Genomic DNA, 19,886 nt, shown 5'->3' on the forward strand with positions numbered 1-19,886 from the left:
GGAACGGCCCGACCACCGCGGCGACACGCGCAGGCACATCACACCCGAACAGTACAATCACCTACAACATGAGACAACGACGCCGCGATCAAGCACAAACCCCAACCCGTGAAAAATCGAGGCTAGAGGCCGCCGCTTTCAAATCTGAAGACAACGATTGAGGACAATGATGTCTGATTTCCTATTTACGCAGAATTTAGGTCGAGCCACCGATTATGGATTGTGCTTCTTCCCGGATAAGCCTGCACTGGTACAAGCAGGAATGCGACTTACCTATAAACAACTAGACCGCCGAATCAACAGGGTCGCGCAAGGTCTTTCCGCTGCAGGGCTGCGTCGCGGCGACCGTGTGCTCATCTTGTGGGAAAACGACTTGCGATTTGTTGAGACTGCATTGGGTGCGATCCGCGGTGGATTCGTGGCAGTGCCGGTCAACCCTAAATTGGCGGTTCAGACGCACCAGGAACAACTTGAGGACAGCGGTGCACTGGCGGTACTGGGCAGTGCCGCGGCGGGAGAAATTGTGTCAAAACTGGCACAGCATAACCCGCTCATGCTCAGTGTGGCCGTCGACGGTGAGGCACACGGACTGGTCGATTACGAAGGCTGGCTATCGAACGTGTCACCGGCGTCTCCCGACGTTTTAGTGGACCCTGATGAGTTGGCCTGGCTGGCATTCACCTCGGGTACGACCGGACGCCCCAAGGGCGTGCAGATTCCGGGCCGGATGTTACTGAGAGATTCACAGCTGATCGGTCAGAATCTCTATCTCAATCCGAGCGACAGAGTAGTTTTGGCGGCCCCTCTGTTTCATATGAACGCGGCTGCGTGCGGCCTCCTGCCGGTTCTGTTGACTGGCGGCACTGTGACGGTGTTGCCCGGTTTTGAACCACAAATGGTTCTGAGAACGATTTCTGAACAACACATTACATATTCGATTGGCGTGCCTGCGATGTTTAAAATGATGCTCGCGGAAGCCGACAATCTGTCCGATCAGAACTACCGATCGCTGCGTGTCATCGCGTGTGGGTCGGCTCCCCTGCCGCCTAGCCTTAGTGCGCAGCTGAGCGGAGTATTTCCCAATGCGACCTTCGTTGAGGGGTACGGTCTGACGGAATGTGGACCGTGCTTGTCGATGAATCCGCTGATCGGCCCGCGCCGTGCAGGTAGCATTGGGCGTCCGTTGCCAGGTTTTGAAGTGAGAATAGTAGGTTCTGACGAAGAGGATATCCCGCCCGGGGGGACCGGAGAGCTGTGGTGTAGGAACGCGTATTGTGTCACCCCGGGTTATCTGGGACGTCCGGAGGAGAATGCTCGCCGGATCAAACCCGGCGGTTGGTTCGCCACGGGTGATCTTGCATACCAGGATGACGATGGGTGGCTGTACTTTCGTGGACGTGCAGACGATCGAATAAACGTGGGGGGAGAGAAGGTATACCCCGCTGAGGTCGAAGCCATTCTGGCTCGGCACGCTGCCGTTAGGGACGTAGCGGTGGTTCCCTCTCCCCATGAGGTGAAGGGCCAGGTTCCTGTTGCATTCGTTGTACTGGAAACCGGAGCGAAGACAACTGAGGAGGAACTTCGGGAGTACTTCTTCGCAGAGGGACCGGCATACGCCCATCCCCGATGTATCACTTTCCTAGATCAGATGCCACTTTCTGCAACTGCGAAGACAGACAAACGTGCTCTATCCCGTGACGCAAGGAGCGGGAAACTATGACGGGGCCGTTGTCAGGTGTGAAGGTTGTCGATATGTCCCGGTTGGCACCGGGGCCGGTGGCTACGCAGTTGCTCGCGGATCTGGGTGCCGAAGTCGTGTCCATTGGGGGTGGGCGAGCAGGTACACCCATCGAGGAGGCATCGCGGGGCAAGACCTTTATCTCGCTCAATTTGAAAGATGGAAACGGACGGGCGGCATTGGACCGTCTGGTCAGTACGGCAGATGTCTTCGTTGAGAGTTTCCGGCCCGGGGTAGCCGAACGCCTTGGGGCCGGATACCCGCGTCTGTCCGCGCTCAATCCGGCCCTCGTATACTGCTCGATCACGGGCTATGGGCAGGAGGGCCCGATGGCACAAGCTGCTGGGCACGATATCAATTATCTTGCACAGACCGGCGTATTGGCAATGCTCGGGCCCACCGAGGGATTCCCCACTGTTCCGTTGAACCTGGTAGCGGACTTCGCAGGGGGCTCCCTCGTTGCGGCCTTTCGAATCTGTGCTGCACTCGTTGACCGGGACGACACAGGGAAAGGTCAATATCTGGATGTGGCGATGGTGGACGGGGTTCGTGCACTCATGCCGATGAATTATGCGACGTGGAAGACCTCTGCAGCGCCAGAACGGGGCCGGAGCGTTATCGGAGGGGAAGCTCCCTTCTATCGTTGCTATGAAACAGCCGATGATCGGCTCGTCGCCGTTGGAGCGCTTGAGCCGCAGTTCTTCGCTAGATTGTGGAATACCCTGGGCCTGGGCGAGGTCCCGGCACAATACCCACGATCGCAATGGCCGGCCATCGAAGAAGCCCTAGCGGTGAAGTTCAAAACCCGTTCGCGCGACGACTGGGCTGCAGAGTTCGCGACCGTCGACGCATGTGTGTCCCCCGTGCTGACGCCCGATGAACTGGACGCGGATCCGCAGCTTGCTGCTCGGCACGGGACGGGATGGGGAATAGAGGGACCACCCATTGACATCGCGACGCGCGACATTCGGAGAGGCAGAACCGACAGGACGGATCGAACGGTTCCGGTGTTGAGAGGGCTTGGACTTTCGGAAACTCAGATAGCAAAAGCACATGACTTAAGTGAGCCAGCAGGGCTTACCAAGTGGCCGGAAATGTAGTCGAAAGAATACAAGTATATTGGTATTCAATCATGTATTGGTAAAGGGGTAACTAAAATGTCGAATGAAACATTGAAGCAGGATCGGCGTGTCGCAATCGTTACAGGTGCTGCGCAAGGAATTGGCGCTGCCGTCGCGGAGCGGCTGCTGCGTGAGGGCCTCGCGGTGGCGGCAGTCGACATCGACGGAAAAACTCTCGAGGGCACCGCTGCGCGGCTTTCTGGGTTTGGACCAGTCCATGCGATCACTGCAGATGTCCGCCAGGAGTCCGCGGTCGAGGCCGTGGTGGAATCTACTGTAACGACGCTCGGCAAGCCAACAGTATTGGTCAATGATGCTGGATACATTCGTGACAACCTTCTGTTCAAGATGGACTTGAATGACTGGGATGAAGTCATGGACATCCATCTTCGGGCGCCATTTATGCTTACTCATGCAGTCCAGGGATTCATGGTTGAGGCCCAAAACGGGCGGATAGTGAACCTATCGTCTATTGCGGCGCTGGGGAATCGGGGGCAGGTTAACTATAGCGCCGCCAAGGCGGGTATCCAGGGATTCACGCGAACGCTTTCCTTGGAATTGGGCCGATATGGAATTACCGCCAATGCTATTGCTCCAGGGTTCGTCGAGACTGCCATGACCCGTCAAACAGCGGAGCGGATAGGCGTACCGTTCGAGGACATGAAGAAACAGGCTGAATCACAGATTGCCCTCCGTCGAGTGGCGCAGCCCGAGGATATAGCAAACATCGCGGCGTTCCTTATCAGCTCGGACGCGGACTACGTTACGGGGCAGATCGTGTACGCGACTGGCGGCCCAACTGTATAGGGCTCCGCCGGATGGATCTCGCGCAGACACCATCTGAGCGCGGGAACTACCTACTGTAGTAGGTAGTTCCCGCGCTCAGATGGTGTTTATGTGGATGAGCCGGTTGCGTGGATGAGCCGGCGCGCCGCAGGCGCCCGCTACAGCACCTGGCGACCGCCGAGGAAGACGTGCGAGGGCGCCAGGTCCAGCCAGGCCTCGGGGGCCAGGTCGAAGGGATTGTCCTGCAGGATCTGGAAGTCCGCGAACCTGCCCGGGGCCACCGCCCCGGCACGGTCCTCCTCGAAGTTCCCGTAGGCGGCATTGCTCGTGTACATGGCCAGGGCCTCGGCCAGGGTGATGTTCTGGACCTCGTCGAGCACGCGCCCGGACCGGGTGGTGCGGGTGACCGCGCCGTAGACGCCCTCCCACGGATTGCCATTGGTCACCGGCAGGTCCGAATTGCCCGGCGCCACGATCCCGCGGTCGATATAGGTGCGGTGTGGCAGTAGGCGGTTGAGGCGGTCCTGGCCGATCGCCTCGGGATAGGAATCGCCCAGGTGGTAGACGAAGCTGATCGACGACGAGGCGATCAGCCCCCAGTCGACCATGGTGTCCAGCTGTGCATCGGTGGGCAGGGAACAGTGCTCGATGCGCACCCGGTTGGCCTTGACCCAGTCGAGTTCGCCCGACGCCTCCAGGGCCTCGAGCGCCTGGCCGATCGCCGCATCGCCGATCGCGTGGATCGCCATCCGCAGGCCCCCACGGGCCGCACGTCCGAACGCCTCGGTCAGCCTGTCGGTCGGGTGGGTCAGGATCCCGGTGTCGTGAGTGTGTTCGTACGGGGTGCAGGTGGCCGCGGTCTTGCCGCCCAGCGAGCCGTCGAGCTGGAACTTCACACCCTGGATGCGCAGCATATCGTCGCCGAACCCGGACTGCACGCCGGCGTCGATCGCGGCGTCCATCATCCCGACATTGCCAGACAGGGGAATCGCGTAGAGCCACGGTCGCATTCGCACACTCAGCCGGCCGGCGTCGTGGAAGCGCTGGTAGAGGCGCATGGTGTCGGGGTTGGCCAGGCAGTCGTTGACGGTGGTGATACCCCAGGCGTTGAAGTCCCGCTGCGCCAGCGCGAAACCGTGCTCCATATCCGCCACGGTGTCCGCCGGCAGTGCCAGCAGGCCCTTCGCATCCTCCTGCACCAGGCCGGTCAAGTGCCCTGCGGCATCGCGGACCAGCTTGCCGCCGTCCGGATCGGCCGTGTCATCGTCGATGCCCGAGGCCGCCAGGGCCGCAGAGTTCACCACCGCCATGTGCCCGCAGGTCCGCTCGATGTAGACGGGCACGTCCGGGGCCACCGAGTCCAGATCCGCGCGGGTGGGCATCCGGGCCGCGGCGAAGTAGGTCTCGTCCCAGCCGGTGCCCACGATCCACTTCCCGGCACCCGCATCACCGGCATCGGCCGAGGCCCCGGCCGCCCGTGCGGCCACGGCCTCGGCCACGAGGGCCAGGACATCGGCGATACTGCTCACCGAGCCAGGGCGCAGGTCGAGGGTCAGCTTGTTCAGGCCCCAGCCCACGGGGTGGCCGTGGGATTCGGTGAAGCCGGGCAGCAGATACGCCCCGCCCACGTCGATCGTCTGGGCCAGTTCGGCGCCGGCGGTGGCGGCTGCTGCGGCGTCGCGGGCACCCTGGCCCGCCGGGGCAAAGCCCGCCACCCTGCCGTGGTCGACGATGACGTCCTGGGCCTCGGAGAAGCCCTCGCCGGTGAACACGCGGGCATTGGCGAAGACCTGGACGGCCGGAGCCGCGGGTACCGCGGCGTCGGTTCCCGAGTCCGGGCCCGCGCCGGGGCCGTAGGCGGAGTAGTCGAAAGCGGGGTCAGTCATGGGTGCTCCTTTGCTGTCGTGTGTGTGCTCGTGGTCGGATGTCTAGGCGGCGTTCTCCGCACAGACGCCCGGCTTCAGGCGGAATCCAGGCTGAACCCGGGCGAGCCCGGGATCGAGTTCAGTAGGTGCCGAGTATAGGGGTTCTCCGGGGTGGACAGAATGCGGTCGGTCGGACCGGATTCGACGATCGCCCCGCCCTTCATCACCAGCACCTCATCGCAGACGTTCTGGATCACCGCCAGATTGTGGGAGATGAACAGGAGGGAGAAATCACGCTCGGCCCGCAGCTCGTCCAGCAGCTGGAGCACCTGGGCCTGCACGGAGACGTCGAGGGCCGAGGTGATCTCATCGGCGACCACCAACTCGGGATCGCGCAGGAGCCCGCGGGCCACCGCCAGGCGCTGTCGCTGCCCGCCGGAGAACTCGTGTGGGTAGCGTTCCAGACTGTCAGCCGGCAGGGCCACTCGATCCAGCCACCGGACCAGCTCGGCGCGGCGCGAACCCGGTCTGGGAGCTCGCGGGTCCAGGGCCTCGACCAGGGACTGGCCCACGGTGCGGCGCGGATCGAACGAGGAGAAGGGATTCTGCGGGATGTAGGCGATCGTCCCGCGAGCGGCCTTCTTGTACGGATCGCCCTTTTCGAAGGTCTGCCCCGCCAATTGCACCGAACCACCGTCGAAGCCGTAGACGCCGCAGGCGATCTTGCCGATCGTGGACTTGCCCGAGCCGGACTCGCCCACCAGCCCCACCGCGGTACCGCGGGGGATGCGCAGGGAGACCCTGTCGAGCACTGTCTTGGCGAAGATGCCGTGGCCGAACCGCTTGGTCACCTCGTGGATTTCCAGGATGTTCTCCGTCATGGCGTTCACCTGTTCCCTTCCCTCTGCTGGACCGGTCCGTCGGCCGGTGCGCTCGCCTGCCCGTGCGCACCGTCCACCTCGGTCAGGTACAGGGCGGCGTCGAGCAGCTGCTGCGTGTACGGGTGCTCCACCCGCCTGGTCCTGATCTGTTCGGGTGCCAACTCCTCGACGACCTGCCCCTTGTACATCACCAGGACGCGGTCGCACAGCGCTTCGACGACGCCCAGATCGTGGGAGATGAAGAGCACGGAGGCCCCGGAGTCGCGCCGGAACTGGTAGATCCGGCGCAGCACCTCGGCCTGCACGGACACGTCGAGTGCCGTGGTCGGCTCATCGGCGATGAGCAACCGCGGGTTCAGTAGCACGGCCTGGGCGATCAAACAGCGTTGCAGCAGTCCGCCGGAGAGCTGATGCGGATACAGGCTGAGGATTCGCTCCGGGTCAGGGGTGCTCAGCGCCTGCAGCGCCTTGACCAGTTCGGAGTGGGCCTTCGCCCTGCTCCAGCCAAGGTGGCGGCAGAACACATCCGTCAGCTGCGTGCCCATCTTCAGGGAAGGACTGAAAGTGCTCATCGGATCCTGGTAGACGAGGCTGACGGCGCCTGCCAGTTCGGCGGAGGAGTTGTCCCCCAGCATGTCCATCCGTCCCACTCGCAGGGTTTCGGCGCGCACCGTCAAGCCGGAGGCAGGCAGTCCTGCCAGGGTCATCGCGGTCAGCGACTTACCGGATCCGGACTCGCCCACGATGCCCAGGATCTCGCCGGGCGCGATGTTAAACGACACCCCGTCGACCAGCGGGGTCGTGGTGTCGTCGGCCTCGGGTTTGGCCACGGTCAGGTCGCGGACCGTGACCCCCGCCGGCTCGGATCCGTCGGCCTGTGCCCCGGCGGCAGAGGCCTTGGCACCGGTCGAGGCCGCGCCCAGGCGGCGGGCCCGTCCGGCGGCCTTGGCAGCGGCCAAACGGGCAGCCACGCGTGGATCGATCATGGCGGCCAGACCATCGCCGAAGAGCATGATGCCCAGGCCCAACAGGGTGATCGCGATGGCAGGACCCAGCACGCCCCAGGGCTGGCCGGACATCTCGCCCAGGCCGTCGGAGAGCATCCGGCCGAAGTCGTAGTCCGGCGCCTGCACTCCCAGGCCGATGAAGGACAGGCCGGAGAGTTCGACCAGGGTGAACGCGGTGGAGTTCGCTGCGGCCACGGACAGCGGGATCGCGATGTTCGGCAGGATGTGGCGCACCGCCATGCGCAGCCGGCTGACACCCTGCAGGTCGGCCATGTTCACGAAGTCCTCGCCGACGACCTTGGCCGAGAGGTTCGCGGTCAGGCGGATGTAGGCCGGGATCCCGGCGATGCCGACGGCGACCATGGCCGACAGCGAGCCCGGACCCATGATGGCGGCGACGATGAGCGCCAGGATCATCGACGGGAAGGCCACAGCCACGGCGTTGATCTGGAAGATCACCGCGCGCAGTTTGGAGCCCACCAGCCACACCAATACGCCGATCAGCGTGCCGATGATGAGTGCCATGAGGCTGGCGCCGAAGGTCAACAGCAGGGTCAGGCGGGCTGCGACCATGACGCGGGCGAAGATATCGCGGCCGAACCCGTCCGTGCCGAAGGGATGGTCGCCACCGGCTCCGCTGCGCGTGTTGAGCGCATCGATCGTGGTGGCCGGCCCGCGGAAGATCATGGGGCCGATGATGGCCAGCACGATGAAGACCAGCAGAATGATGCCGCCGGCGTAGAAGACGGCGTTGCCGCGGCGGCGCGCGCCGGTGGCCCTGCCCGGTGCGGGCGTGGGACCGTCCGGGGCTGCGGGCGCCTTGGCCGGGACGGGGGAGATGGACTGGCTCATGAGTTGCTCCCGGGGGTCAGAGTGCGCGGATCGATCAGTGCGAGCACCATGTCGATGATGATGTTGATGATCACCGCGACCATGCCGAGGACCAGAATGGTGCCCTGGACCACCGGGTAGTCGCGGTTGATGATGGCGTTGACGACACTGGTGCCCAGACCCGGCCAGGAGAACACCTGCTCCATGATGAGCGCCCCGCCGATCATGCCCGAGAGCATGAGGCCGGACATGGTCAGTGCCGAGGTCGCCACATTGGGCAGCAGATACTTGAAGTTGATGCGGTTGCGCGACAGGCGCCAGCCCTCGGCGGTGCGGATGAAGTCGGATTCGAAGGCGCTTTCGGCCTCGCGGCGGACCACCCGCGACAGCGAGCAGACCGGGCCGATCGACAGGGCGATGATCGGTAGGACGAACGAGGACGCGCTCTGGGCCCCGCCTGCCGGCAGGACACTCAGGCTCAGTGCGAAGACGATGATGAGCACGGTGCCGCGGACGTAGACCGGGATCGCATCGATGAAGGCGGTGACCCAGCTGAACGCCACATCCAGCCAGCGGCGGCGTCCGGCCCTGGTCAGCACGGCCACGCCGATGCCGGCCAGGATCGCCACGAGCATCGTGATGACGATCGCGGAGAAGGCGACGATCAGCGTGTAGGGCGCGCGTAGCAGGATCTGCGTGCCCACGGTTCCGATCCGGTAGGAGTAGCCCAGGGAGCCGTTGAAGATGTTCTGGACGTAGTGGCCGAACTGCACCCACCAGGGTGCGTCGAGGCCCAGGTCCCGTCTGACCTGTTCGACCTGGGCCTGATCGGCTTCCAGGCCCGCCGCCAGCCGCGCCGGATCACCCGGAATCAGCTGGACGATGAGGAAGGTGACGAAGATCAGGATGATGAAGGACAGCAGCAGTGTGCCGACCTTGCGGAAGGCGAATCTGGCCCACGGGGTGGTCGACCAACTGGGTATGAGGGAGGGCGGGATGACGGAGAACAGCCGACTGTCGGCTTGAAGGGCGTCTGTTTTCATGGTGGTCTACCTTGCGCTTCGTCGATGGATCAGTCGGTGATGCGGATGGTCGTGAAGTCCTGGCGGTTGTTCGGCGTCAGGTACTCCACTCCGGCCCGCGATGCGTAGAAGGTCGCCGAACCGGACAGCGGGACCACATCGGCGCGGCCCAGGAAGTTCGCCTGCAGCTTCTGATATGCCTGGCACTTGGATTCGACGTCGTCGGAGGTCATGACCTCGGTGACGAGTTTCTCGCCCTCGGGGTTCTTCGCCCGCGTCATCGATCGGCCGCCGTCCTCGATCGGCACGCCCATCAGCCGGCTGACCGAGGTCCACAGCGTGACGGTCTGGTTGACGGTGCCGAACAGGGTGATGTCCCATGTGTCCGATTCCGGTCCCAGTACCAGGGAGGCCCACGTGGCGTTGTCTGTCAGGGCGTAGTCCACGTCGGCGCCGGCGTTTTCCAGCTCCTGGTAGATGTACTCCGCACCGATGCCGCCGGGCCCAAACGAGTTCGAGGCCGCGTACTTCATCTTCACGCCTTTGAGCACTCCAGAGTCCTTGACGGCTTGCGGATCGTACTGTTGCAGCAGCGAGGCGTCGGTATTGGCGCACTGCATGTTCTTATCGCCCACTGTCAGCTGATCGTCGCTCTTGCCCGCGTAGGCGATCTGGTTGTAGTTCTTGTTCAACAGCACCTGGCCCACGGCCTTGCGCAGTTTCTCGTCTTTGAACGGACTGGTGTCGGCCTGGTTGAACACCACGTACTGTTCGCCGATGATGATGGTCGCTACGTTCTGGAACCGATCCGTGTCGGTGGGGCTGATGACACCCAGATCCAGCGACCCGCCCAGGATCTCATTGGCGTTCGTCGAGGTGTCCGCGCCCACGGAGAAGTCCAAGGTGCCGGGCACGCGCCCGGGCAGGTCCGCTGCGAACTTCGGCCAGGCGGCGTAGTCCGCGTTGAGTTTGAACCGGTAGTTGATACCGGGTTTGGCCTCGGTCACGGAGTAGGGACCGGAGAAGGCGCCATCCACCGTTCCGGCCTTGAGGCCCTTGAGATCGGCCAGGCCGGCCGGGCACACGATGCCGGAGCCGATCACGGTCAGGCCCGGTTCGATTTCGCCGAAGGGTTCGCTGACCTTGATGTCGACGGTTTTCGCGTCCTTCTTCGACACCGTGACGTCGCCGGATCCGAAGGACAGTGACTTCATGGCCGATTTGGTTGCCGGGTCGACGAAGCGCTGCAGGGATTTCACGACCACGTCCGCGTCGATGGGCGTGCCATCGGAACAAGTGGCGCCATCGCGCAGGGTGACGGTGCCGCCCTTCGAACCGATCTTCCAGTCCTGGGCCAGTCCGCCGACGATCTTGCCCTTGTCGTCGTAGCGCAGCAGCGTGTCGTAAAGCATGCGCGCGGCGTAGTAGTCGTCGCCGGCGGTCAGCAGAGCGGGGTCGAAGGTGGTCGGGTCGGCGGAGAACCTGGCCCTGACCGTATCCCCCTCGGGCGCCGCGCCCAGTGAACAGCCGGTCAGCACCAGCGCCAGGGCCGAGGTTCCGGCTGCCAGAGCGGCTGCCAGACGGCGGGTGCGGCGCCGGGGTCGGTGGCCGTCCGGCCGTGGTTTGAACACTCTGATGCTCACGGTTGCCCCTTCGGGTCGGTGATGGGTTCTGCGAATGCCGCACTCGAGGCACGGGTGGCCAGGGTGACGGGGACGACGACGCGCGTCGGCGGGGTCTTCGGTTCGGTCAGGCGTGCGGTCATGAGGTCGAGTGCGGTCCTGGCCATCTCCCGCAGGCTCACATGCACAGAGCTCAGCGGTGGCTGCAGATGACGTGAGAGCGGGGCGTCGTCGAAGCCCACCACCGACAGCTGCCCTGGGACATCGACCGACATGGATCGGGCCACGTCGAGCAGTCCCAGAGCGATGATGTCGCTGGTGACGAAAACCGCGGTGGGGGTGGGTGCGTGGGCCAGAATGTGTGGCAGGGCCGAGGCCCCGAAGTTCTGTGTGAACGGGCCCCGGACGATCAGCTGTGTATGTGGGTCGACGCCGGCGGTCAGCAGAGCCTCGGAGTATCCGCGCAAGCGCTCGGACTGGGAGTTCAGGGAGTCCGGTCCGATGACGCAGGCAATCCTGCGGTGGCCCAGGCGCAGCAGATGGCTGGTGGCCTGGAATGCGCCGGCGTAGTCGTCGTGGACGACCAGGTCGGTGGCGGGAATCTGTGTGGCTCGGGTCAACCCTGCCTGCTCGTCGTCGAGCACGACCACGGGAAGGCCATCCGTCAGGGCGCGGGCGAGCGCCGGGTTCGCATGGTGGGTACCGATGTAGAACAGCCCGGCCAAGTCGAACCGTGAGAAGAGGTCGACCAGGGTCTCCTGCCGGGCCGGTTGGTCGAAGGCGATGCTGACGATGAGTTCGCAGCCGGCCCGATGGGCGGCCTGGGAGAGTTCGTGGACCAGTTGGGAGAAGTACTGGTTGAGGGCCTCGGGGACGATGAGGCCGAGTACGGGGGAGGAGCGCTGCGGCTCACGGCCGGTGGGTGCTGTGGATACGGCCGACGCCGTGGGTGAGGCGTCTGCGGTGGGCACTGCTGGGTTCGCAGGTCCGGCCGGTCGTTGGTAGCCGGTGACGGCTACCGCGGCGTCGATCCGACCAGCGGTCTCCAACTTGAGGTCGAGGGTGCCGTTGAGGTAGCGCGACACGGTGGAGCCCGCGACTCCGGCCGCGGCGGCGACGTCGCGGATCGTAGGGCGCTTGGAATCCATGGGCATCCTGACAGACGGAGGCGGGCTGTTGCGCAATAACGCTATGTGATGCGCAACACAGAGTCAACAGGTTTTCCGGGTGGATTCGAATCGGTCTTTATGGTCCCTGACCAGGGGATTCTTAACGCATCTGTTGCGTGAATGTTTTCTCAAGTTATGGTATGAATATGTAACAGATCACAATCAACCATCCTTCTTCTGTTGAAACCGGATATCTGTGAAACCGCACCGCCTGTGGACCGGGAACTTCGTCCTCGCCATCTTCGTCAACCTCTTCCTGTGCATGGTCTTCTACCTGCTGGTCACTTCGATGGCGGGCTACGCCCTGACCCGGTTCCACACCGGGCAGGCCCTGGCCGGGCTCGCGTCGAGCGCTTTCATCACCGGTTCCGTGCTGGGCCGGATCTTCGCCGGGAAGTACATCGACCTGGTAGGGCGCAAGCGGGCCCTGCTCATCACCCTGGCAGTGTCGATCGGCGTGGCCCTGGTGCACCAGGCCGTGGGCGGGATCTGGTTGCTCATCACCCTGCGCTTCCTGCACGGGGCCGTCTACGGCTTCAGCCACAGTGTGCTCATGGTCGCGGCCCAATCGCTTATCCCACCCGCCCGCCGGGCCGAGGGCACCGGGTATTTCGGCGTGGCGGGATCCCTGGCCTCGGCCGCGGGACCCGCAGTGGCGGTGGCCCTGGTGCACTCACTGGGCTACAACTGGCTGTTCACTGCAGCGGCAGCTTCCTCGCTCATCGCTGGCGTCTTCGTGATCTTCCTCAAGATCCCCGAACGCACCCCGTCGCGCGAGGAGGTGGCCGATAAATGGCGGCTGTCGCTGCGCAGCGTGATCGAACCGGGCGCGGTGGCGATCTCCGGGGTCATGTTCATCGGCGGCATCGCCTTCGCATCCGTCCTGGCCTTCCTCGATACCCATACAACGGAGGCGGGGATGCCGGGGATGGCCGGCTGGTTCTTCGTCGTCTACGCCGCCACCACCCTGGCCGCACGCCTGCTGCTGGGCCGGGTGCAGGACCGCAGGGGCGACGATCTGGTCGTCTACCCCATGCTGGTCCTGGCGATGGGCGGCCTGCTACTCCTGGCGGTAGGGCAGGGGCCTGCCGCGGTACTGGTCGCCGGGGGCTTTCTGGGCGTGGGCTTCGGAACGCTCATGCCGGCGATCCAGACGATTGTGGTCAACCGCTCCACCCCGGCCCGGATGGGAGTGGCCGTGTCCACGTACTTCCTGGTGATGGATCTGGGCACCGGCTTCGGGCCCCTGCTGCTGGGCAGCCTGGCACAGGCAGGGGGCACCCGTTCGATCTTCGTCGGCGGTATCGTCGTCACCCTGCTGGCACTGGTGCTCTACACACTGGTCACCCGAGGCCTCAAACCCAAGCCGGCATAGTGCCGGCGCACGAGAAGGCCGCCGCGCCGGCGGCCACCAGCACCCGCCCCCTATGACCTCGGGCCCGGAACCCGGGGGTAAGGAGAAACGGAAATGAGAATCGACGCCATCTTCACCGGCGATTTCGTCACCGGAGATACCGCAATGCCCAGGGCCGGGGCCCTGGCTGTGGACCGCGGCCGGATCCTGGCTGTCGGGGAATCCGCCGCGGACCTCGCCGGGTTCGAAGCCCGGACCACCTGTGACCTGGGCGGAGCGGTGACGGTGCCGGGCCTGCACGACGCCCACCATCACACCATGGGCACCGGCGAACACCTCGGCAGTATCGACCTGCGCTACCCGAACGTGACGAGCCTGGACGACGTCTACGCCGCCGTTGCCAAACGCGCCGCCGAGCTCCCGGCCGGCCAGTGGGTGCGCGGGGTCGGCTACGATCAGAACCGTCTGGGCGACCACCCCACCGCGGAGGCCATCGACCGGGTGTCCAACGGCCACCCCGTGATCCTCGAACACGTCTCCAAGCACATGCTCGTGGCCAATACCCGGGCGTTCGAACTGGCCGGCTACCCGGAGCGCCAGGGCTTCCCCGATATCGACGGCGGCCGCGTGTTCCGCGACACCGCCGGCCTGGCGGAGGGCCTGCTACAGGAATCGGCGAAGGACCCGATCCAGTTCGTATCCGCCCGGGTGAGCAAGGCCGAGGCACTGGCCAACCTGGGCCGGGCCTCGGACCAGGCGGTGGCCTACGGGCTGACCAGCCTGACCGAACCCGGGGTGGTGCTCGGCGGGGCGCTGGGCCTCAACGCGCCGATCATCGACATCTACCAGGACGCGGTGGCCGGCAATGTGCTCCGCCCCCGCCAGACCCTCATGCCCTTCCATCAGGTGCTGCACGGACTGGAGATCAACGCCGAGGGAATGCGGACCCTGGACCTGGGGATCCGGACGGGCTTCGGCGACGACCGGCTGCGGCTGGGCCCGGTCAAAATGGTCTCCGACGGCTCGCTGATCGGCCGGTCGGCCGCCGTGCACGAGTGCTACTGCGGGGAGCCGGAGAACACCGGGGTGATGGTCGTCGACCCCGCCCAGATGCCGGACCTGGTGGCCTCCTACCACCGGGCGGGCTGGTCGGTGGCGATCCACGCGATCGGCGACCGCGCGGTGGACCATGCACTGGACTCCTTCGCCTACGCCCAGCGGGAATTCCCGCGCACCGTGCGCCACCGGATCGAACACTTCGCCATCACCACCGATGCGCAGGTCGCACGGTGCGCCGAACTCGGAGTCGTGCCGGTGCCCCAGGGTGTGTTCGTCTCCGAGTTCGGCGACGGGATCATCGCAGCGATCGGCGCGCAGCGGGCGGCCGGCACCTACCGGATGCGCTCGCTGTTGGATGCGGGCATCGTGGTCCCCGGCTCCACCGACAGCCCGGTCTCCGATGCGAATCCGCTCAAGTCGATTCACGACCTGGTCAACCGCAAAACCTCCGCCGGCGCGGATTTCGGACCGGCCGAACGCGTCACCGTGGCCGAGGCGGTGCGCGCCTACACCTACGGCTCCGCCTATGCGGTGGGCCGGGAGGACGCGGTGGGCGTGTTGGCGCCGGGCATGCTCGCCGACTTCACGACCTTGGATAATGATGTGTTCACGATCGATCCGGCCGGCATCGAGGAGACGAAGGTCGTGTCCACGGTGATCGGAGGGGAAGTCGTGTATTCCGCCTAGCGGATGCACAGAGGCCCGCACGAACCAGAACGGTCACGTTCTGGTTCGTGCGGGCCTCTGGAATATCAAGCAGCGAGGTTGGCGACCGCGATCGCAGCGGCGAACTTCACGCCCACGGGGATCTCGGTGGCCTGCGCCCCATTGCCGCTGAGCAGTCCGTCCGCGTGCAGGCGTTCCAGCAGCTGGGCGCCGCGCTGTGTCTGAGCTTGTGCAGGGGCTGCACCTGCGCGCAGGGCCTGGACGAGGATGGCGCGGACCTCGCGCGAGGCATCCTCGGCCAGCCGTCGGTCCTCGGCACTGAGCTTCTCGTCCTCGCATTCGAGCAGCGTTCCGACGTAGGTGGCCAGCAGATCCGTGCGGATCGCCGCGGCATGGTCCGGATCGGCCTCGTTCCACTGCGCCACCCCGGCACCGGGCAGGGCCTTCGTCGAGGTCAGCTCCAGCAGCTCGAGTTCCTGGAGTGCGACCCAGAACGCGGCCAGCGGTTCGAGCTCCCACATGGTCTTGACCTGGAACGGGTGCTCGGAGGTACCGTCGCCGGCTGCCCCGTCCGGAACCTTGGCGACACCTGCTGCCGCGATCCCCAGCAGGGCCGCAACGGGTTCGATATCGGCCCGGCGCAGCGCTCCGGTCGAGGTCACCGGTTTGCCCTTGCCCAGCCAGTCGAGCAGTCCCGCGACGGCGACCACCGGTGCGGTGGCATTCAGATCGCGCAGCAGCACTTCGGCCGGGGTGTCGGCGAACTCGCCTGGCAGCTCGCGGACGTCCGTGCGGCTCAGGGCCGGGGCGGTGTGCTGGGGTGCAGTCGGGGCGACAGCGTCTGCTGCTGCGGCCGAGGTACCGGCCGGGGCGAAGGCTCCGAGGGGCTGACTCGGCGTAGCGGTCGGGGCGGCGGTCTGTGAGCCGGCCTGCGCGGTGGCCGGTACGAAACCGGCCAGGGGCTGTGCGGCCTCGGCGTCGGTGATGATCGCGTCGAGTGCGGTGATGCCCTGGGCGACCTCGGCGGCGTTGACCAGGGGCTCGCGCGTGATCTGGAGGAACTGCAGATAGCTGTGCAGTGCGACGGCGATCTCCACCTCGGGATGGCCCGAGCCGGTCAGATCGCTCGTGGCCATCTCGACGACCAGGTCCGCGGTGGGCAGGGCCAGGCTGGCGGGGGAGCCGAAGGAGTTGCGGAAATCTGGGGCGACCTGGAACAGGCCCTCGAGCAGGGCGGTCACCCCGGCCGAGTCCTCGGATCCGGGCTGGTCCAGGTACCAGGAGGTGAAGCGCTGCTGCAGGGAGCGTTCGGTCGCGGCCGAAGGCTGCACATTGCGATTGCGCAGGGCCGGATTGCCCTGCGGTTTGCGCTTGGCGGACTTCGCTGACTTCTTGGTGCGTTTGTTCTTAGACATCGGAACAAGTGTAGAAGGTGAACCGGGGACGGGCATTCGGCTTGGGACCGGGGGGCAATGGGAATGGATGCTGGTAGTCGGATCGTCTCCGAACCACGCACGGACCCTTCCTGAGCCCTCAAGCCCCTCGAGGGTCTCCCGCGCCAGGTCCATGAACGCCAGAGTGGCGGGGAGACCTGCGCACCGCGCCGGGTGCCGAAGGCGTAGTGTTCCAGGATGGGCGGGCGCTGGGACAGCGTCACGATGTCGATGGGATGTTCGGTCATCCGGGGATCGAGCGAGGCGTAGACCGCCTGGTCCTCGAACTCCACGGGCACCAGGTCGAGTTCATGGTCGTCCACCGCCAGCTGCATGAGACCGGCCTCACCTCCCCGGCTGGCACGATTCCGTGCGCTGCCCTGCATCTCGCGGAATATGCGGATGGCTCAGAAGCGCACCGCATCGACGAACTTCTTGAGATCCTCGTTCTGCGTGTTGTTGAAGGCATCCTGCGGTGTGGTGTTCACCGCGATCTCACCCTCGTGGAAGAAGACCAGGCGGTCCGCTGCTTTGGCTGCGAACGCCATGTCGTGAGTCACCAGGGCCACGGCAATCCCATCCGTCTCCTTGAGCCGCCGCAGGACCTCGAGGACCTCGGCCGCCACGGGCGGGTCGAGTGCCGAAGTGATCTCGTCGCACAACAGCAACTTGGGTCTCATCATGAGCGCCCGAGCGATCGCCACGCGCTGGCGCTCGCCGCCGGAGAGCTGGGCGGGCTTGGAACGGATGTGCTGGGACATCCCCACTTCCTCCAGCGCCGCCGCGGCCCGGCTCCTGGCCTCTTCGTCGCTTAGGCCCAGTCTCTTGCGTGGGGCCAGCGTGAGGTTGGCCAGGACATCCATGTGGGGCCACAGCGTGTAGGACTGGAAGATCATCCCGATGTGCTGGTCGATCTCGTCCCAGGCATCCGTATACTCCTCGTCCTCGAAAACGACTTGGTCGTCGAAGGTGATCACGCCGTCATCCGGCTCCGTCAGGCCCGCCAACACTCGCAGCAGAGTGGACTTGCCGGAGCCAGACTTGCCGATGATGACGGTGATGTCCCCGACGTGCATGTCGAAGTCGATGTTCTTCAGGATCTCTCGGTCGCCGAAGGACTTCTTCAGGCCTCGGGCCGAAACCAGGATGTCGCCCCGGTCGGCGCTGATGCCGGGTCCCGCATCCGGGGTGTTCGTAGTGCTACTCATGGAGTGTGTCCTTTTGTCGTCATTCGCCGCCCTGCTTGCGCAGGGTCCTGTACTGCTTGCCGCTGCCGGCTACGGCCGGGAGCATCTTGCGGCGCCTGGGCACCTGTGTCTGTGAGTCCTGCATCCGGCGCTCGATCCAGCTGGTCAGCAGGGATGCGGGGAAGGCGACGATGAAATATATGAGCGCCGCGACCGTGAAAACCTCCAGCGATCTATATGTTTCCGTGGAGATCGTGTTGGCCGCGAACATCAGATCACCCACCGCGATCGTGGACACCAGGGCTGTGTCCTTGAACAGGGTGATGTCGAGCGAGAGGATGACCGGCAACTGTTGGCGCATGGCCTGCGGCAAAATGATGTAGCGCAGCCTCTGGGCATAGGACAGGCGCAGCATCTGGCCTGCCTCGACCTGTTCGACGGGGACGGACTGGAAACCGCTGCGGTAGGCCTCGGCCATAAAGGCCGTGAGATTCAGCGACAGAGTGATGAAGGCGGACAGGAACCCAGGAAGCGTCAGGCCGATGAGTGCCGGCATCGCATAGAACACCCAGAACAGTTGGACTAGCAGGGGTGTACAGCGGAAGATCTCGATGTAGACCTGCGCGATCCAGCGGATCACGCGGATCTCCGACATTCGGGCGATGGCCACCGGTACGGCCAGGATCATGCTGGTCACAATCGCCAGCAGGGCCAGCTCGATGGTGGTCAGGAGTCCCTGGCCCAACCGGTCGAGATTATTGGTCACGACGGACCAGTCGAAGTCGTAGTTGAACATGCGGCCCGCCCTACTTCTTGATCAGATCGGGCGAGGTATCCGGCAGATCATCCGCCGGGACGTAGCCGACTTTCTTGTAGGCGGCGTCCAAGTCGTTTTCGTTGCGGGCACGGTCGATCGCCACGTTGATGACGTTGAGCGAGCGGTAGTCGATGTCGGTGGGTACACCGTAGGCGGCTTTGCCCTGGTAGATGGCGGTGTCCGGGATGATCATCTTGAGGTTCTTATCCGCCTGTACCTGGGCCAGCGCGGCAGGGTAGTCGGCGAATTCACCCACGACGCGCTTCGCGTTGAGCGCGGAAACGGAATTGGCGTATTCCTTGAAAGACGTGGTGTTCTTCGTCAGTGATTTCATGGTCGTCTCCAGCGCGGTTCCCTGCGCCGTGGCGATTTTGCCATCCGTGTTATTCAAGACGTCGTCGGCCGTCGTGTATTTCGAGTCGGCGCGCACAACGAAGACGCCGGGGTATTCCCAGACGGAATCGGTGAAGCTGATGGACATGGATCGTGAAATGGTCTGGTCCAGGCTGGCGGCGAAGTCATAACGATCGGCCTGCAGGCCCGCCACGATGTTGTTCCATTCGGCGGGAACGGGCTCGACCTCGACGCCCAAATCCTTTGCCAGGTTCTGTAGGGGGATGATGTTGGGGCCGCCGTAGGTGCCATCGTCCTCTTGCATGGTCATGGGCGGTGCCAAGGCGATGCCGATGCGCAGTTTTCCGTTGGCCTTGATCTTCTCCAGGAAGGCGCCGGGTTCTTGCCCGGCTGCGCCTCCTGCGCCGCTCCCGTTACCGCTGCCGATCTTGGCCCCGACGAACCCACTGGCCAGGCCTAAAACGATGATCAGGACTACGATGATGCTCCACTGATTGGGAGTCACACCCTTCTTCGACTTCGCCACAATTCACCCGCTCCTCAAAGTGTTTGATTGTCGTTCTGTAAGTCCGCCTTGATCCTAAAGGATGATCTAGATCACGTCGAATCGGTAATGTGTGTATCGGAACCAGGACAAGGAGTGTTTTCCGTATGAAATCGTGAGAGAAGGTGATACTCCACAACCAGCCTTGTTTCCAGGAATCATGCGGGATGTGGACTGTAGGCAAGTCGGTTCTTTGGTGTGTGGGAGTGTGACCGGAGGGGTGTCGTGTGGCGGCCCGATTTCCGGGAGAGTGCGAGGATCTCCCGTGAGGGTGTGGAATCCTCGTGTTCCGGCGGGTGTTAACCTGGGTTTTTCATGGTGTGGGGTGTCCGGGGTGTGGATGAATAGGTGAAGGTGACCTCTGACCTGGGAAAATAGGACTTGTCTAGAGTTCAATTCCCGCAGAAGAAAGATCACCTTCGAAGTGAAG

The 19,886-nt window shown here is 64.5% G+C and carries 15 protein-coding genes; 5 read left to right on the forward strand and 10 right to left on the reverse strand.

From position 1 onward, the window contains the following. Positions 1-166 precede the first annotated feature (166 nt). Genes NQ034_RS15465 through NQ034_RS15475 form a run of 3 tightly spaced genes read left to right on the forward strand, consistent with a single transcriptional unit; the run spans position 167 to position 3,666 of the window. Positions 167-1,720: a class I adenylate-forming enzyme family protein gene (locus NQ034_RS15465; RefSeq protein WP_257049936.1), complete on the forward strand. Its 1,554-nt coding sequence runs from the start codon at positions 167-169 to the stop codon at positions 1,718-1,720. After that, positions 1,717-2,838 (forward strand): CaiB/BaiF CoA transferase family protein, encoded by a 1,122-nt coding sequence (locus NQ034_RS15470; protein ID WP_257049937.1) that lies wholly within the window; start codon positions 1,717-1,719, stop codon positions 2,836-2,838. The genes NQ034_RS15465 and NQ034_RS15470 overlap by 4 nt, the downstream gene beginning before the upstream one ends. Positions 2,839-2,895: 57 nt before the next feature. Continuing rightward, the gene (locus NQ034_RS15475; RefSeq protein WP_257049938.1) at positions 2,896-3,666 is read left to right on the forward strand and encodes an SDR family NAD(P)-dependent oxidoreductase; all 771 of its coding nucleotides are present in this window, start codon (positions 2,896-2,898) and stop codon (positions 3,664-3,666) included. A 137-nt stretch (positions 3,667-3,803) separates the two neighbouring features. Here the strand turns inward: NQ034_RS15475 and NQ034_RS15480 are convergent, their stop codons facing one another. The 6 genes from NQ034_RS15480 to NQ034_RS15505 all read right to left on the reverse strand — a co-directional run bounded on the left by NQ034_RS15480 (position 3,804) and on the right by NQ034_RS15505 (position 12,021). Beyond that, positions 3,804-5,531 carry an amidohydrolase gene (locus NQ034_RS15480; protein ID WP_257049939.1) on the reverse strand — a complete coding sequence of 576 codons (1,728 nt, stop codon included), beginning with the start codon at positions 5,529-5,531 and terminating at the stop codon, positions 3,804-3,806. A gap of 74 nt (positions 5,532-5,605) precedes the next feature. Beyond that, on the reverse strand, positions 5,606-6,391 hold the full coding sequence (locus tag NQ034_RS15485) for an ABC transporter ATP-binding protein (RefSeq protein ID WP_257049940.1): 786 nt from the start codon (positions 6,389-6,391) through the stop codon (positions 5,606-5,608). A gap of 5 nt (positions 6,392-6,396) precedes the next feature. After that, positions 6,397-8,250: an ATP-binding cassette domain-containing protein gene (locus NQ034_RS15490; protein WP_257049941.1), complete on the reverse strand. Its 1,854-nt coding sequence runs from the start codon at positions 8,248-8,250 to the stop codon at positions 6,397-6,399. Continuing rightward, positions 8,247-9,272, reverse strand: coding sequence for an ABC transporter permease (locus tag NQ034_RS15495; protein WP_257049942.1), 1,026 nt, complete (start codon positions 9,270-9,272; stop codon positions 8,247-8,249). The genes NQ034_RS15490 and NQ034_RS15495 overlap by 4 nt, the downstream gene beginning before the upstream one ends. Before the next feature lie 29 nt (positions 9,273-9,301). Next, a complete protein-coding gene (locus NQ034_RS15500) occupies positions 9,302-10,894 on the reverse strand; it encodes an ABC transporter substrate-binding protein (RefSeq protein ID WP_257049943.1) in 1,593 nt (530 codons plus the stop codon). Next, positions 10,891-12,021 (reverse strand): LacI family DNA-binding transcriptional regulator, encoded by a 1,131-nt coding sequence (locus tag NQ034_RS15505; protein WP_257049944.1) that lies wholly within the window; start codon positions 12,019-12,021, stop codon positions 10,891-10,893. Before NQ034_RS15505 ends, NQ034_RS15500 begins: the two co-directional genes overlap by 4 nt. 217 nt (positions 12,022-12,238) lie before the next feature. Here NQ034_RS15505 and NQ034_RS15510 point away from each other — a divergent pair, with 217 nt between their 5' ends. After that, positions 12,239-13,417, forward strand: a complete 1,179-nt coding sequence (locus NQ034_RS15510; protein WP_257049945.1) for an MFS transporter — start codon at positions 12,239-12,241, stop codon at positions 13,415-13,417. A 93-nt stretch (positions 13,418-13,510) separates the two neighbouring features. Beyond that, positions 13,511-15,142 carry an amidohydrolase gene (locus NQ034_RS15515; protein WP_257049946.1) on the forward strand — a complete coding sequence of 544 codons (1,632 nt, stop codon included), beginning with the start codon at positions 13,511-13,513 and terminating at the stop codon, positions 15,140-15,142. 65 nt (positions 15,143-15,207) lie between these two features. Here the strand turns inward: NQ034_RS15515 and NQ034_RS15520 are convergent, their stop codons facing one another. From NQ034_RS15520 to NQ034_RS15535, 4 genes are all read right to left on the reverse strand, one after another. Beyond that, positions 15,208-16,536, reverse strand: coding sequence for a hypothetical protein (locus NQ034_RS15520; RefSeq protein ID WP_257049947.1), 1,329 nt, complete (start codon positions 16,534-16,536; stop codon positions 15,208-15,210). A gap of 425 nt (positions 16,537-16,961) precedes the next feature. Continuing rightward, positions 16,962-17,762 (reverse strand): amino acid ABC transporter ATP-binding protein, encoded by an 801-nt coding sequence (locus NQ034_RS15525; protein ID WP_257049948.1) that lies wholly within the window; start codon positions 17,760-17,762, stop codon positions 16,962-16,964. 19 nt (positions 17,763-17,781) lie between these two features. Next, complete coding sequence (locus NQ034_RS15530) at positions 17,782-18,537, reverse strand: amino acid ABC transporter permease (RefSeq protein WP_257049949.1); 756 nt, start codon at positions 18,535-18,537, stop codon at positions 17,782-17,784. Between the two features lie 10 nt (positions 18,538-18,547). Continuing rightward, entirely contained in the window at positions 18,548-19,438 is an 891-nt protein-coding gene (locus NQ034_RS15535; protein WP_257049950.1) for a transporter substrate-binding domain-containing protein, read from the reverse strand. Between the last annotated feature and the right edge of the window lie 448 nt (positions 19,439-19,886).

The sequence above is a fragment of the Brevibacterium moorei genome (assembly GCF_024580735.1).
In the GTDB taxonomy this organism is placed as follows: domain Bacteria; phylum Actinomycetota; class Actinomycetes; order Actinomycetales; family Brevibacteriaceae; genus Brevibacterium; species Brevibacterium moorei.

Excerpts from the sequence above, each read along its gene's own strand:
- NQ034_RS15470 (WP_257049937.1), top strand. The coding sequence starts at position 1,717 with ATGACGGGGCCGTTGTCAGGTGTGAAGGTTGTCGATATGTCCCGGTTG.
- NQ034_RS15530 (WP_257049949.1), bottom strand. The coding sequence starts at position 18,537 with ATGTTCAACTACGACTTCGACTGGTCCGTCGTGACCAATAATCTCGAC.
- NQ034_RS15525 (WP_257049948.1), bottom strand. The coding sequence starts at position 17,762 with ATGAGTAGCACTACGAACACCCCGGATGCGGGACCCGGCATCAGCGCC.
- NQ034_RS15480 (WP_257049939.1), bottom strand. The coding sequence starts at position 5,531 with ATGACTGACCCCGCTTTCGACTACTCCGCCTACGGCCCCGGCGCGGGC.
- NQ034_RS15485 (WP_257049940.1), bottom strand. The coding sequence starts at position 6,391 with ATGACGGAGAACATCCTGGAAATCCACGAGGTGACCAAGCGGTTCGGC.
- NQ034_RS15465 (WP_257049936.1), top strand. The coding sequence starts at position 167 with ATGATGTCTGATTTCCTATTTACGCAGAATTTAGGTCGAGCCACCGAT.
- NQ034_RS15490 (WP_257049941.1), bottom strand. The coding sequence starts at position 8,250 with ATGAGCCAGTCCATCTCCCCCGTCCCGGCCAAGGCGCCCGCAGCCCCG.
- NQ034_RS15520 (WP_257049947.1), bottom strand. The coding sequence starts at position 16,536 with ATGTCTAAGAACAAACGCACCAAGAAGTCAGCGAAGTCCGCCAAGCGC.
- NQ034_RS15505 (WP_257049944.1), bottom strand. The coding sequence starts at position 12,021 with ATGGATTCCAAGCGCCCTACGATCCGCGACGTCGCCGCCGCGGCCGGA.
- NQ034_RS15475 (WP_257049938.1), top strand. The coding sequence starts at position 2,896 with ATGTCGAATGAAACATTGAAGCAGGATCGGCGTGTCGCAATCGTTACA.
- NQ034_RS15495 (WP_257049942.1), bottom strand. The coding sequence starts at position 9,272 with ATGAAAACAGACGCCCTTCAAGCCGACAGTCGGCTGTTCTCCGTCATC.
- NQ034_RS15515 (WP_257049946.1), top strand. The coding sequence starts at position 13,511 with ATGAGAATCGACGCCATCTTCACCGGCGATTTCGTCACCGGAGATACC.